The following is a 14733-nucleotide window of genomic DNA, read 5'->3' as shown; positions in this document are numbered from 1 at the left end:
AAATTGTTTTAACATATTTATCCTCTATTTTAAATAATTCACAAAACACAATAACGTTTCCCATATAAAACAACAAAATCTTTCATTGCTGAAAGATTTTGTTGTCTATTTTTATTTTAATAAATTCTAGTTTCTGTTCTTTAAGAGAATCCAGCCTGAGCGCTGTTCCATTTTCTTACTGGCCGGGTTTTCCCACTGTACTCTATACCAGTATGTCCCTGTAGAAAGGTTAATTCCTTTTAAAGATCCTGTCCAGATAACATCGCCTTTCGAAGCTTTAAATACCTCAGCCCCATATCTGTCAAAGATAGAAGCTGCAAAATCTTTATATCCGCTGATTCCTGTGAAATCGATAGTATCATTTACACCATCCATATTAGGAGTAATAGCATTGCTGATCACGAATGTAAAATAGTCCAGTGAAGTACCGCATTTAGCACCTTTTACTCTTACCATCAGAGTATACATTGTATTATTCAGTATACCGGTAAATATATTCGATGGCTGCCATGTTAATCCTCCATCAATTGAAAATTCTAAAACACCTCCCGTCGGGTTACTTGCCGTAAGGGTAAGAATGTGATTATCATATACAACATTGGTAAATTGTGGCAGATCAGGATTAATCAGCTGGGCAGAGAATGTTTTGGAACATACTCCATTACTGATTATTACAGAATAAGCACCCGCAACATTAGTTGTTATCGTCTGGGTAGTTGCTCCTGTATTCCATAAGTACGTATAATTTGGTCCCGGACCTGCATCAAGAGTTCCTTTATCTCCGGCACAAACAAATACATCCTTCAATGTAGAAACAATTGCCGGAACTACTTCGATGGTAACTTTAGCCGGGTTTACAGAGCTACATCCGTTTCCTCCCAATGCAAATACTGAATATTCTGTTGTTGTGGTAGGAGTAACAACCTGTGTATTTCCATTTCCGGTAAGTCCTATCCAGTTATAAGTAATTCCTCCTGAAGCAGTCAATGTCACAGATTCCCCTTCACAGATTTTTAATTTGGATGCGGTAAGTCCTGCGATAGGCGGACCAACCTGAACTGTAACCGATGCTGGTGTTGCAGAAATACATCCGTTAGCTCCAACGGCAAATACTGTATATGTCGTAGTCACAGTAGGTGAAACTAGCTGAGTATTTCCGTTTCCTGTAAGACCATTCCCCCAGTTATAGGTTACTCCTCCCGAAGCTGTTAATGTTACTGATTCACCTATACAAATACGAGGCACTGACGAAACAACAGCGGCAACCGGTTGTACTTTATCTTCCTGTACTGTTACTGTTGAAGTATAGGTACAGCTCAGGTTTCCTGGCTGTGATACATTCGTAACGGTTAAAGTATAGGTACCGCCAGCGCTTACAACAGGGGTAAGGGTATTACCTCCTGAGACGATAGTCCCTCCTGTCCATGCAATAGTAGATCCTGCAGGTACAACTGATGCGGAAGCATTGATTGTAATCTGAGGAGTCGTACAAGTAATTGTTTGTGGTGCAGCAATTGTAAGAGTAGTTTGAGCCGTGCTTAATAATTGCAGAGATACTACATAGCTACAACCTCCATTACTTGCCAAAACATAAATCGTCTGGCTTCCTCCCGGCGGCGTATATGCTGTAGGGGTTACAATAAAGTTTCCGTTAGCAGCAATGGCATCAGCCTGGTTTATATAATAAGTAAAAGTAACTCCACCTGTAGTTGTGATCTGAGGCTGAGCTTCTGTGAGATTATAAGTTAATCCTGGCTGATAACATTTATGTAGTATTGCGTTCTGTGCTGTAAAAGGTTCTGACACTTCAATTGTTATAGTGGCAGGATTTTGAGACACACAGCCATTAGCACCTACTGCTGTTACAGTATAAGTAGTTGTAACGGTAGGTGAAACCACCTGTGTATTTCCGTTTCCGGTAAGGCCATTGCCCCAGTTATAGGTAGCACCTCCTGTTGCGGTAAGTGTTGTAGACCCGCCTTTACAGATTTTTATTTTGCTTGCAGTAAGTCCTGTAACTGGTGGAGCACTGTTTCCTGTTACCGTTACGTTACCCACTGCTGTACAACTAATATTTCCTGGCTGATAGACTTTTGTTATAGTTAAAGTATAGGTTCCCGCAGCATTGATAACAGGATTTAAAGTAGTTCCTCCTGAAACAATATTTCCTCCAGTAGTCGTCCAGTTGAATGTAGCACCTGCCGGATAAACGGAAGCTGATGCATCCAGTGTAGTCTGAGAGTTAGCACAGGTAAGTACTGCCGGAGGGGCAATAGTAGGGATCATTTGTGGTGCTTTCACCAATTGAAGCTGTGCTACTTTTGCACAGAAACCGTTTGCTACTCTTACATACACCGTTCCACCTGCACTCTGATGAGCTGTGGGATTTGGAATTGTATTTGTATTTCCTGCATTAGCGTCTGCCAAGGTAGCATAATATGAAAACACAGCTCCCGGAGTTGTACTTATTGAAGCTTGTGCTGATGTTAAATTAAATGTAGCATTTCCGGCAGCATAACAGGCCGTTAACGTCGCATTCTGTACTGTTGGAGATGTTCCACCCACTACTGTAATGGTAGCCTCTCCCGGACAGCTGTTTCCCTGAATAAAAACCTTAACAGTATAAACTCCTGGTGCTGTTGCCGTATAACTTGCATTGGTAGCTCCAGCAATCGGATTGGTTCCCAAATACCACTGATAGGTTATATTGGGTCCCTGAACAGAAGCTGTAAAGGTCTGTGGTGTATTATCACACATATTTACAGATGCAGGCAGCTGTGCTCCGGCCGGGTCTAAAATTTTCACTCCAATATCGAAAGATCCTGCTTCCAAAAATACGGCAGAATCAAAGTTGGGATCCTGATAGTCGGCAAGAACAATTTTAAAATGATACGTTTGTCCAGGGATTACAGTTGCTTTTGCCGTAAGAGGAATGGTACGGCCGTTAAAATTGGTTTCAATCTGAGCGGTATTGGTACCTCCGTAATAGGCTTCATTTTTAGGTCCGCAGTTTTGATACTGCGGGTGGATATTCGTTACACTTACAGGGCCTGCTCCTGCCGGAAGCACTGCAAGATTGGTATAAGTAGGATCAGATACCTTTTTCAGAAGCAAGGCAAAACCATCGGTGATGGTACATGGGAAGTTCTGCTGATATTCCTTTGAAGCAAATAAATATCTGAAAGTAATTTCAGTAGAAGCCGCAACAAAGTCAAATTCAATAGAGGTAGCATTGGTCAGGTTATTATTCCCTATTCCCAAAGCGTTTGCCAGATCTACATCTCCTCCTGTTCCCAGGTCATCGCTTAAAGTTCCCTGAAGAGTATTTCCTGCTTTATTGGCATATCCGGTAGAAAGTATAATTCCTTTGCTAAACGGAAAATTGGTATTTGATTTATTAAAATATCCCCAGCTTCGGTTCTGATTGGAAGCTGGTAGGTTTGGAGACACCGTTACATTGCTTACACTTGAACTGGTACAGGTGCTACCCCCTGATATAAGAACATCATTGATTAGCTGAGTTATAGGATAGCCTGATTCCGGGTAGCTTGGTGCATTCACATCTATAAAAGCACCTGCTCTCAAGGAAGCAGCACTAGGTTTTCTCGCAATTTCTACCCTTCCTCTATTTTGAGCCAAAATAAAGTTACCTATGAAAACTAAAAATAACGCTAAAAATAAATTTCCTCTCCTCCTATTTAACATTTTATATTATTTTAAACAAAAATACTATTTTTTTTAATTGAAATTCAAGTTAACACAATTTACATTATTACTAACGCAAATTTATTTATGTTAGGATATCAACTCTATTTATTTTAATATAATAAAAAAAGACTGACAAAATAGTCAGTCTTTCGATTATAGTTTTAATTATTCTATATTTTTAAGTAATATCCATCCTGTTTTCACCGTAACTTCTTTACTCGCAGGATCTTCAAAGGTTACCTGATACCAGTAGGTGGAAGTAGGCAGTTTTTTACCCTGGAAATATCCATCCCAATATGGTCTTATCTTTTCAGCTTTGAAGACTTCTCTTCCGTATCGGTCAAAAACCTGTCCGCTGAAATCTTTATAGTTGACCACTCCACTGAAATCAATAATATCATTAATATTATCCCCATTTGGAGTGATTACATTTTTCATAACGAATGTAAAGAATTCAAGGAATCCTACGCAACTTGTGAATTTAACTCTCACCCTGATTGAAATGACTTTATTTTTAGGGACATTGTTAAATACATTGGAAGACTGCCATGTAACTCCGTTATCCACCGAATATTCCAGAGTACCATTACTTGGATTGCTCGCTGTAATGATCATTACCCCATTTTCATTATAGTCTACTTTTATTACTTCAGGAATCACTGCTTTAATGACCTGTGCTTTAAACTCTTTTGAACACACCCCATTGCTTATCATTACTGAATATTCTCCCGGAGTGGAAACCGTAATACTCTGACCTGTTTCTCCATTGCTCCACTGATAGGTATATCCAGGACCTGAACCTGCATCCAGAATGATTTTATCTCCCTGACAGATATGTCCTCCTTTCAAGTTTGAAACGATAGCCGGTACTACTTCTATTGTAATACGTGCCGGCTGAAGAGATTTACAACCTTGTGCTCCGATAGCATATACGGTATATGTTGTTGTCTGGGTAGGGCTTACAGTTCTTATTCCACCTGTAGTGGCTGCAGAATCACCCCACTGGTATGTTACTCCACCAGAAGCTGTTAATAACACAGATTCTCCTGCACAGATTTTTAATCTAGGAGCTGTAAGCAATGCCGTTGGAGTTTCTTCTTTTCTTAATGTTAAAGTTGCAATTTTACTACAGAAAGCTCCATTGGAAACCAGTACATATAATATCTGTCCATCTGTTCCATTATAGGTTGTCAGATTGGTAATATAACTATTATTTTGAGCCTGTGCATCAGCCTGATTAGCATAAAAACGGAATACCGCTCCCTGTGTTGTACTGATCAGAGGTTTTGCCGTTTCTAAATTAAAGGTACTGAGTGCAGGTGTTGTACAGAGCTTAAGCACAGCATTCTGTACTGTAGGACTCGTTCCTCCGATAATGGTAACGGTTGCTTCACTAGGACACTGATTGCCCGGAACCATTACCTTTACGGTATATACTCCTGGCTGGGTGGCAACATAAATAGCGCTGGTTGCTCCCGGAATGGCAACTCCGTCTTTATACCACTGATACGTCATTCCCGGAATGGCTGCTACCTGTGCTTTCAATTGCTTTGGTGTATTGTCACACATGTTGATGCTGCCAGGTAAAACTGCCCCGGCTTCATCTACAATTTTAATTCCGACATCAAAAGATCCTCCTTCCAGGAATACAGCTGAATCATGGGTAGAATCTTTTGCATCTGCCAATACCATTTTAAAATGGTACGTTTGTCCTGGAATTACGTCTGCTACAGCTGTTAAAGGTGTTGTTCTTCCAAAATAATTAATAAGCAGATGCGGGTTTGCCAATCCTCCAAAATAAGCTGCATTGATAGGTCCACAACTGAATCCATTGCCGGCAGGAACAATATTGGTAGCACTTACAGGGCCTGCTGTTCCCGGCAACACCGCAAGGTTAGTATAGGTAGGGTCCCCCACTTTCTTCAGCAATAATGCAAAAGCATCAGAATAACCCAGACATGGATAATTCGAAGTATATTCATCGGAAGCAAATATATAGTTGAACTTCACCTGGTTGGAATTCGGTACAAAATCAAATTCAAGCGCTACAGCATCCGTTAAACTAACGTTGGCTCCTGTAGCGGCAACAAGGTCTGCATCACTCCCGGTTCCTGTAGATTGCCCAACAGCTGATATATAATTATTACCAGCTTCCGAAGCATACCCTGTTGTCAGGACAATACCATCAGTAAAAGGAAAATTTGTTGTTCCTTTATGAAAATATCCCCAAAATCTGTTGCTGTTAGTCACATCATGATTAGGAGATACTGTAACATTGGTAACATTGGCTGTTGTACAATTGGTACCGCCGTTGATCAAAATATTCTTCACCAATTGCTCAGGTGTATAATTTGAAGGGACGTACGGAGGTACATTCACATCTATGAATGCTCCGGCCCTGAGACTGGCAGCAGAAGGTTTTATCTTTTCTGATTTTCTGACTGGTCTCGTTTGAGAAAATGCAGAAACAGAAATCAATATAAAAGAAAAAAGGAAAAAATAGTTTTTTAGTCTATAGATTAACATTTTGTTTTCATTTGTTCAAATGTAGCAAAAATAACAATAACAAATCAGCCTTTAATGTTACTATTTTTCAAATAAACACCTAGATTCATAAGATTTTTTTCTTATCATTACATTTTCCGTAAATCACTCTGGAGCAGAAATTTATAAAAAAACAGACCAATTGTATTGATCTGTTTATATTTTATTGTCATAATTCAGTTGCAGTTATTCTTCTTTTTTCAATTGCTCGATTTCATTTTGCAGCTGAGAAATAATATCTTTTAAAGCCTTTATTTCGTTTTTATTAGAGTTGACATTGCTCCTCAATATTACATTTTTTGCTCTTTCATTGTGGTCTTCTTCTTCCTCTTCTTCATTGATCTCTTCAATGTCTTCCTGGATATCTTCTATATCTTCATTGATCTCTTCAATATCTTCGCTGATTTCTTCAATATCCTCACTGATCTCTTCGATATCCTCCTGAATGTCTTCAATATCTTCACTGATCTCTTCAATATCCTCCTGGATATCTTCAATTTTCTCGTGACTTTTATTCACTGACATCTGGATAAAAATAGCCAGATAAATAGCTTCCAGAGACAGTACTGTAGTAAGGATCAGAAGCATCTTATCAAAATCTACAATATGCAGCATCGGAAGCAGAAACGAAGTAAGAAACAGCAGAGTATGCACAATCAGAGACTGAATAGACCCTATCCATGATGTAATACTATCCGCTATTTTTTCAAGAACTTCTGTTTTTTCGTTATATTTTTTCATCCTTTATATTTTTACAACAGTTCTTTGGTAACTCCTAATCCAAACAAGGCAAAATCATATTTTGCAGGATCTGCTTCATCAAATTTTCTAATGGCAGCATCCAGTTCTTCCACCGTTTTCCAGTCATTCTGTGTTCTGGAAACCAATCCCAGTTTTCTGGAGATATTTCCGGTATGCACATCCAAAGGAATGGAAAGATTCTTCTGATCTATATTCTCCCAGATTCCAAAATCCACACCCCGCTTATCTTTACGCACCATCCACCGCAAAAACATAATAATCCTTTTGGCAGAAGAGTTTTTGTAGGGCGAACTGATGTGCTTATGGCTTCTGTGCTTTTCTGTTTCCAGAAAACCGCTCCTGAACCGTTCTATGGCGTGGAGAAAATTATTCTCCGGTTCTTTCACTTCAAACAGATTTTCCAAGCTTTCATTTTCTTTATAAATTCTGTTGAACTGTCTGATGAAGTAGGAAAAATCCTGTCCATTGAAAGTTCTGTGAATACTTTTATCCTGAATATCTTCAAGATCCTTTTCTGAATAATTCATCACAAAATCATAGGGAGAATTCCCCATAATATCAAGCATTTTGTCCGCAGAATTAATGATCGATTTTCTATTTCCCCAGGAAATTGTAGCCGCCAGAAATCCTGCAATTTCAATATCCTGTTTTAAAGAAAAACGATGAGGAATCTGTATGGGATCATTTTCAATAAAATCAGGAGCATTATACTGATCTGCCTTTTCGTTGAGAAAATCTCTGAGTTCTTCAAATTTCAGCATATTCATTTTAAATCTTTACACTTTCCAATGCTTTTGGTAAAAATGTATTGGGAAAAATATTTCTTGCTTCATCGGTAAATACCGTCAGATCACCATATCTGTTGGAAAAATGCCCTAAAATCAGTTTTTCAACCTGAGCTTTCTGAGCAATAGTTGCCGCTTCCAATGCCGTGGTATGCCCTGTATAATCGGCCATTTCCTTCAGATCATGTAAAAATGTGGATTCATGATAGAGAACGGTAGCATTTTTAATAATCGGAATAACACTTTCAAGGTAGCGGGTATCACTGCAAAATGCATAGGATACCGGCGCAACAGGCTCAAGAGTGAGAATTTCGTTTTTAAGAACATAGCCATCGCTCAGTACAAAATCTTTTCCTGCTTTTATATTATGGTAATCACAGGTTTCAATCTCGCTGTATTTGGCAATTTCTTTCATATTCAGATGTCTGTCTTTAGGTTTTTCCTTAAAAAGGTAACCGTTACAGTAAATCCTGTGATCCAACGGAATAGTATATACTTCTACTCTGTTGTCCTCATATATTTTTTCGGAATAATCTTTATCCAATTCATGATAGACCACTTCAAAACCACGGTGGGTTTCTGTAATCTGGAAAATGGTTTCTAACATCTTCTTAATCCCTTTCGGACCATAAACATGCAACGGAGTATCTCTTCCTAAAAGACGGAAAGAAGCAATAAGTCCCGGAAGCCCGAAACAATGATCCCCATGAAGATGGGAGATAAAAATATGATTGATTTTTGAAAATCTTGCTTTTGCTTTTCTCAACTGCACCTGTGTTCCCTCTCCACAATCAATGAGGAAGAGTCTTTCTTCCATTTCCAGCAGCTGGGCTGTGGGTGATGTATTGATGGTTGGAATCGCTGAATTAAAACCTAATATTGTTAAATAAGTACTCAAATCAATAATTTATTATAACAAATGTACGATAGAAAATCTAAATGGTCAGTTCACCCTGATATTTAAACTTAATCAGTCACTTTTAAAAAATCCATAAATAAATCTAAGGCCTGCTTGCGGTGGCTGATTTTGTTTTTATCTTCCGGATTCATCTCTGCAAAGGTTCTGTCATACCCTGCAGGAACAAAAATAGGATCATATCCGAATCCTTTAAAGCCTTTATTTTCTGTCAGTAAGTTTCCGTGCACCCTGCCTTCAAAATATTGAGCTCCTTTTTCATCATAGTAGCAGAGAACGGTGACGAAATACGCTTTTCTATTTTCTATCCCCTTCATTTCTTCCAATACCTTTTCGATATTTTTTGCGAAATCGTGATCTCCGGCATAACGCGCAGAGAAGATACCAGGTCTTCCATCCAAAGACTCTACTACCAGACCGCTGTCATCTCCCAAACTTGGAATACCTGTTTTTTCAAAGCAGTATTTTGCCTTGATCAGGGCATTGGCATGAAAAGAATCTCCATCTTCCACAATTTCTTCGTGAATATTGTAATCGGTAAGACTTTTCACAACGCAATCACTTCCCAGGATCTGTTGGATTTCTTCTTTTTTATGTTCGTTGTGTGTAGCTACTAATAATTCCATTTCTATATTCATTTTCAATTTTACTTTTTTAGCCTGGTTACTTACATTTCAGCATAATGCACTTTATACTTCTTCATAAAAAGATAATAGAATAAAGAGAAAAGTACAATTCCTACGGCCAGTACAAGCCATTCTGAAACATTAAGAACTTTTGCGAAACTTTCATCTTTACCGTAAAGTACCAACAGCGACAGAGTTAAATTATTGAACGCGTGCAGCAGTATAGGCATCAGTAAAGATTTTGTTTTATGATAAACCAGTCCCAGCACACAGCCCAGCATCACTGCGCTGATAAACTGCCATGGATTTCCGTGAACCACTCCAAAAATAATGGAAGCATATAAAATTGCTTTCCATGGTTCTACTCCTTTATTGATCAATCCTTTCTGGATAATCCCTCGAAATATAATTTCCTCAAAAATCGGAGCCATGATTACCGTCATAATGATCATTACCACAGGATTATCGGTCAATTGACTCATCAGTTGGGTAAAATATTCGTAAAACTTTCCAAAAAAAGGTCCTGTAGTAGGAATCTGAGCGGCAATAAATTCTGAAATGAACATCATCCCCGCCATCATTGGAAAAATAAGAAGATAGGTAGAGAAGTTAACGGATGATAAATTGAAGTTAAGCTTCTTTTGGGTGGTACGTCTTACAATGAAAAAATCAAAAAAAGCAATAGCAGTAAGGAATCCTACAGAATTTGCTACCATCAGAAACCAGTCCTTCAATTCAATATTTTCCCTGAAAACAACTTTCCAAAGGGTGCTGAATAAAGAAACAGCCATTGTTCCCACGAATAATCCAACCACCAAAACAACACCGCCAAACCATGTGAACGTAAACTTCGGATATTTGCTATTTTCCATCCTTTCTCTGTAAAAAGTTTATATAGAAACAAAGATAATTTTTTTGACTGCTACAGGCAACTAAAAAAGGATTTTCTTATTTTCGTTCCTTTATCCATGAACATCACAAAATGAATACAGAATCTCCTTTTCAGAGGATTGAGTCTACAACAAACAAATTGATGACGGTCGTTCTGAATACACTATTCTTCATTATATTTATTCCTTTCACTATACTTTTCGTTATGGGACCCGTTTACGGAATTTATAAAAGAGGATTTGAGACAATGATTTATCCGGCATTGATTTGTTGGGGGATCTCGGCACTTATTTTAATTCCTGCAGTCTGTTATTATATAAAAAGAAAAACATTAAAAAGTAAAATTGTGGTGGATGAAACCGGGCTTTTATTTTATAATGCAAAGGATGAGATTGCAGATCAGATCCTTTATAAAGACCTTCGGTCTTCAAAACAAAATTTTGATATTTATACTGTTAATCCGTTGGGGTCAGGCATTCCTCCTTTACTGGAAATAACAATCCAATCAGAGAAAAAAGAGGAGACCATAAGACATATTGATATGAATCTTCCTCTGAAGGTGGTAAAAAATAAATATACTTTGTATGCACACTTCCTGCGTGGCATTATCTGAAACCAAGAATTAATATGACAGAACCGCAAAAAACTGAATCTGGTATATTTGAATACATCATGTCAGCAGTTTTTATACTGTTTGCCGTTGGATTGATTGATGTTTTTATATTGCTAATAAAAATGCTTGTTTGATAAATAGCTCAAGTAAAGCAGACTATTAGTAGGTTCATAGTCCTGTTTATCACTCTCAAACGTGACTATCCTTCTATTCTTCTGCCTAATTAATATTGTCTTAATTTAAATTTGAAAACCTCGTAAAAAATCACGATTTTTGCAACTTCAAAATACGATATGTCAGACTTAATCAAAGAAATACAAAAAAGAAAGACCTTCGGGATCATTTCCCACCCGGATGCCGGAAAAACAACTCTTACGGAAAAGTTACTTCTTTTCGGGGGTGCTATCCAGGAAGCGGGTGCGGTAAAATCCAACAAAATAAAAAAAGGAGCTACCTCCGACTTTATGGAAATCGAAAGACAGAGAGGGATCTCTGTAGCTACTTCCGTATTGGCATTTGAATATAGAGACCATAAAATCAACATCCTCGATACTCCGGGTCACAAAGACTTTGCGGAAGATACTTACAGAACATTAACTGCTGTAGATTCTGTAATTGTTGTAATTGACGTTGCAAAAGGGGTTGAGGAACAAACTGAGAAACTGGTTAAGGTTTGCAGAATGAGAAACATTCCTATGTTGGTTTTCATCAATAAACTTGACCGTGAGGGTAAAGATGCCTTCGATCTGTTGGATGAAGTAGAACAAAAATTGGGATTAACTGTTTGCCCACTATCTTTACCAATCGGTATGGGAAGTGACTTTCAGGGAATTTATAATATCTGGGAAAACAATATTCAGTTATTCTTAGAAGAGAAAAAACAGAAAGTTGGAGATTCTATCAAGTTTGATGACATCAATGATACATCTATTGACGAAGTAATTGGTGAAAAAGCAGCAAAAACTTTAAGAGAAGAACTTGATCTTATTCAATCTGTTTACCCTGAATTTAACCGTGAGGATTATATGAAAGGTGATCTTCAGCCTGTATTCTTCGGTTCAGCTTTAAATAATTTCGGAGTACGTGAATTGTTGGATGCTTTCATTGATATTGCTCCAATGCCACAGCCAAAAGAAAGTGATACCCGTTTGGTAAAACCTGAAGAAAGTACATTCACAGGATTTGTTTTCAAAATCCATGCGAATATGGATCCTAAGCACAGAGACAGACTTGCTTTCGTAAAGATTGTTTCAGGAACATTCAAGAGAAACGAAAATTACTTATTGGTAAGAGAGGGTAAAAAAATGAAATTCTCTTCTCCCAACGCATTCTTTGCTGATAAAAAAGAAGTAGTGGAAGAAAGTTTCCCTGGTGATATTGTAGGTTTGCATGATACCGGAAGTTTCAGAATCGGAGACACACTTACAGGTGGAGAAAAATTGAGCTTCAAAGGTATTCCTAGTTTCTCTCCTGAGCATTTCCGTTATATCAACAACAATGATCCGTTAAAAGCCAAGCAATTGGCGAAAGGTATTGATCAGTTGATGGATGAAGGAGTTGCGCAGCTGTTTACCCTGGAAATGAACGGAAGAAAGATCATCGGAACGGTAGGAGCCCTTCAGTATGAGGTTATCCAATACCGTCTTGAACATGAATATGGTGCAAAATGTACTTATGAGCCACTATCTATGCACAAAGCATGCTGGGTAGAAGCAGACGAGAAATCTGAAGAGTTCAAAGAATTTGCAAGATTAAAGCAGAGATTCCTGGCGAGAGATAAATACAATCAACTGGTATTTCTTGCAGACTCATCTTTCACAATTCATATGACACAGGAGAAATTCCCGAATGTGAAATTACATTTTATCAGTGAATTCCAGGAACATTAATTAAAAGATAAAATTGCTTATCATACAGATCCGTAGAAAATTTCTACGGATTTTTTATTTCTTACTATATAATCATTTTTATAAGGCATGAGGTTTATTATTTTAATACATCTGGATTCCTACGGAATGACAAAGTGCATGGATAAAATTCAGCGTTCTGAATGTCATTCCGTAGGAATCTAATCCATTAATAATAAAATGTTGTTATTAAACACCTCTATGAAAACATACTCTAATCTTTTTAATACCGAAAAAAAGAAAAACAATTTGTAAATCTTTTGTAAAACAAATACAAAACCCTGAAAATACAACGGTTAGCATTTTACCAGCACAATACATTCTATTTACAATCTTTACAAGAACTTCCCTTCTAATTTTACTTCATCAAAAAAATTAATGTTATGAAAAAGTTCATATTACTCGTTGCCATATCAGGCACTTTCATTATGTGTAAAAAAGCAGAAGCTACACAGGATCAAATTAATGAAGTAATCCATAAAGCTGACAGCGCAACTACTGTTGCTACAGAAACCATTGACAATGCCAGTAAAGCAGCAAACCAGGTAATGGATTCTGCCAGTATTAAAATAAAAGATTTTGAAAATACTAAAAGTGATATTCAGCAAAAAATAGAGAACACCTCCAAAATGGTAGATTCTTTATCTGAAAAAATCGCCACTACAAAACTGGAATCCAAAATAGAGAAAAAAGATTCTGCTGAAAAAAAATCTGAAAAAATTGCTGTAAAGTCTCCAGCTCCAAAGGTTATTAAAGAGACCAAAATCATTTATAAGGACACGCCTAAAAACGACAGCTATGAACTGAATATGCCAAAAGATAAAATGGTAAAATCAGGATATCTTGTGATAAAAGCAGACAATTCGGAAACGGTGAAAGAAATCATTAGAGAAGAAGCCAATAAAAACAACGGTTATATCAAAAGTGAAAATCTTTCCTATGTGGAATCTGCCAGCCCTTATGGAGAGAATCAAAAAGTATACAGCCTTGATATCAAGGTTCCCATACAGCATTTTGATGGCTTAATGGATGCTATCAATAGTAATGTTGGAGATATTGATACTAAAGACATTCAGGTTTCAGGGCGTAATTACGCAGACAATACCATCTGTACAATCAATGTAAGTATCAGCGACAAGGCTCAAACAGAAAAAGAACCTAAAACTTTCGGTGGAAAATCATTGGCAGCCATTGAATCAGGCTGGGAGGTGATCACTTCTATTTTCCTGTTTATTCTTCCGTTGTGGCCTTTATTTCTTATTGCCGGTATTGGGTATTACTTTTATAAGAAGAAGAATAAAAATGTTCCTAATAACGACGCTCATTAGATTTGAAATCCATTCTCGTGGTGGATTTTTTAATGTTTTTTTAATGAGGTTTAGAAGGTAAGATTAATTCTTATGCTTAATTTTATAACATTAATAAAAACAGCTTGTTTATTAGGAAAATTCCTCTTAACTTTAAGTGTAGATAAAAACAATGAATCTTTGTTATTATAACAGGATTCACCATAAAAATGGAAATTTTTATTTCATATATTAATATTTTGTGATTTGGTGTAAAATAAGGCCCTCATATTGAGAGCCTTATTTGTTTTATTTCATATTCACTACTTTGTCTACGACAAACTTTGTATTTCCTCTCCACGGAAGAGCACCGTTGTATTCTTTGTAATGAAGATCAAAGCTTTTACCGCTGTTGGTTTCCAATTGCTTGAAAATCTCAGGGTCATCTACAGAAAACTCAAACTCATAACTTGTAATGGTTCCTGTTTTTCCTCTCCCGAAGCCTTCCTGAATCAGTTTACCTTCATAGGTTTTGAAGATATAACCTTTTTTCATGGCATAGTTCAGGTATCCGGATTTCACGCCTTCTCCAAAAACAAAATAGTACTTATACCAGACAAATATACCTAGTAACAACAATACAACACCGAGGGTGATCCACAAAGATTTTTTCATAGGTAGTGTGTTTTATAAAA

General features: G+C 37.2%; 11 protein-coding genes. 3 read left to right on the top strand and 8 right to left on the bottom strand.

The genetic code is table 11. From position 1 onward, the window contains the following. Positions 1–126 precede the first annotated feature (126 nt). From DYR29_RS22020 to DYR29_RS21990, 7 genes are all read right to left on the bottom strand, one after another. A complete protein-coding gene (locus DYR29_RS22020) occupies positions 127–3705 on the bottom strand; it encodes a choice-of-anchor L domain-containing protein (protein WP_213278542.1) in 3579 nt (1192 codons plus the stop codon). A 168-nt stretch (positions 3706–3873) separates the two neighbouring features. Then, complete coding sequence (locus DYR29_RS22015; RefSeq protein WP_213278541.1) at positions 3874–6234, bottom strand: choice-of-anchor L domain-containing protein; 2361 nt, start codon at positions 6232–6234, stop codon at positions 3874–3876. 204 nt (positions 6235–6438) lie between these two features. Next, on the bottom strand, positions 6439–6993 hold the full coding sequence (locus tag DYR29_RS22010; protein ID WP_047423643.1) for a DUF1003 domain-containing protein: 555 nt from the start codon (positions 6991–6993) through the stop codon (positions 6439–6441). A gap of 11 nt (positions 6994–7004) precedes the next feature. After that, positions 7005–7775: a TIGR02757 family protein gene (locus DYR29_RS22005; RefSeq protein WP_425394601.1), complete on the bottom strand. Its 771-nt coding sequence runs from the start codon at positions 7773–7775 to the stop codon at positions 7005–7007. Between the two features lie 7 nt (positions 7776–7782). Continuing rightward, positions 7783–8697 (bottom strand): ribonuclease Z, encoded by a 915-nt coding sequence (locus DYR29_RS22000; RefSeq protein WP_213278540.1) that lies wholly within the window; start codon positions 8695–8697, stop codon positions 7783–7785. 68 nt (positions 8698–8765) lie between these two features. Then, positions 8766–9341 (bottom strand): RdgB/HAM1 family non-canonical purine NTP pyrophosphatase, encoded by a 576-nt coding sequence (gene rdgB / locus DYR29_RS21995; RefSeq protein WP_425394600.1) that lies wholly within the window; start codon positions 9339–9341, stop codon positions 8766–8768. Positions 9342–9382: 41 nt separating this feature from the next. Continuing rightward, positions 9383–10213: a CPBP family intramembrane glutamic endopeptidase gene (locus DYR29_RS21990; protein WP_213278539.1), complete on the bottom strand. Its 831-nt coding sequence runs from the start codon at positions 10211–10213 to the stop codon at positions 9383–9385. A gap of 110 nt (positions 10214–10323) precedes the next feature. On the opposite strand from DYR29_RS21990, the gene DYR29_RS21985 reads away from it, so the two are divergent. The 3 genes from DYR29_RS21985 to DYR29_RS21975 all read left to right on the top strand — a co-directional run bounded on the left by DYR29_RS21985 (position 10324) and on the right by DYR29_RS21975 (position 14080). After that, entirely contained in the window at positions 10324–10845 is a 522-nt protein-coding gene (locus DYR29_RS21985; RefSeq protein WP_213278538.1) for a hypothetical protein, read from the top strand. Between the two features lie 293 nt (positions 10846–11138). Then, positions 11139–12734: a peptide chain release factor 3 gene (locus tag DYR29_RS21980; protein WP_213278537.1), complete on the top strand. Its 1596-nt coding sequence runs from the start codon at positions 11139–11141 to the stop codon at positions 12732–12734. A 401-nt stretch (positions 12735–13135) separates the two neighbouring features. Next, positions 13136–14080, top strand: a complete 945-nt coding sequence (locus tag DYR29_RS21975) for a hypothetical protein (protein WP_213278536.1) — start codon at positions 13136–13138, stop codon at positions 14078–14080. A gap of 267 nt (positions 14081–14347) precedes the next feature. Here DYR29_RS21975 and DYR29_RS21970 read toward each other — a convergent pair whose 3' ends face one another. Then, on the bottom strand, positions 14348–14713 hold the full coding sequence (locus DYR29_RS21970; RefSeq protein ID WP_213278535.1) for a hypothetical protein: 366 nt from the start codon (positions 14711–14713) through the stop codon (positions 14348–14350). Between the last annotated feature and the right edge of the window lie 20 nt (positions 14714–14733).

Origin of the sequence: Chryseobacterium indologenes, assembly GCF_018362995.1 — a bacterium.
Classification (GTDB): Bacteria; Bacteroidota; Bacteroidia; order Flavobacteriales; family Weeksellaceae; genus Chryseobacterium; species Chryseobacterium indologenes_G.
This window is presented reverse-complemented; position numbering and strand designations above follow the sequence as displayed.

Bases quoted from the DNA above. Each gene is read 5' to 3' on its own strand.
- DYR29_RS21970 (WP_213278535.1), bottom strand. From the start codon at position 14,713: ATGAAAAAATCTTTGTGGATCACCCTCGGTGTTGTATTGTTGTTACTA.
- DYR29_RS22015 (WP_213278541.1), bottom strand. From the start codon at position 6,234: ATGTTAATCTATAGACTAAAAAACTATTTTTTCCTTTTTTCTTTTATA.
- DYR29_RS21975 (WP_213278536.1), top strand. From the start codon at position 13,136: ATGAAAAAGTTCATATTACTCGTTGCCATATCAGGCACTTTCATTATG.
- DYR29_RS21985 (WP_213278538.1), top strand. From the start codon at position 10,324: ATGAATACAGAATCTCCTTTTCAGAGGATTGAGTCTACAACAAACAAA.
- DYR29_RS21980 (WP_213278537.1), top strand. From the start codon at position 11,139: ATGTCAGACTTAATCAAAGAAATACAAAAAAGAAAGACCTTCGGGATC.
- rdgB (WP_425394600.1), bottom strand. From the start codon at position 9,341: ATGGAATTATTAGTAGCTACACACAACGAACATAAAAAAGAAGAAATC.
- DYR29_RS22020 (WP_213278542.1), bottom strand. From the start codon at position 3,705: ATGTTAAATAGGAGGAGAGGAAATTTATTTTTAGCGTTATTTTTAGTT.
- DYR29_RS22010 (WP_047423643.1), bottom strand. From the start codon at position 6,993: ATGAAAAAATATAACGAAAAAACAGAAGTTCTTGAAAAAATAGCGGAT.
- DYR29_RS22005 (WP_425394601.1), bottom strand. From the start codon at position 7,775: ATGCTGAAATTTGAAGAACTCAGAGATTTTCTCAACGAAAAGGCAGAT.
- DYR29_RS21990 (WP_213278539.1), bottom strand. From the start codon at position 10,213: ATGGAAAATAGCAAATATCCGAAGTTTACGTTCACATGGTTTGGCGGT.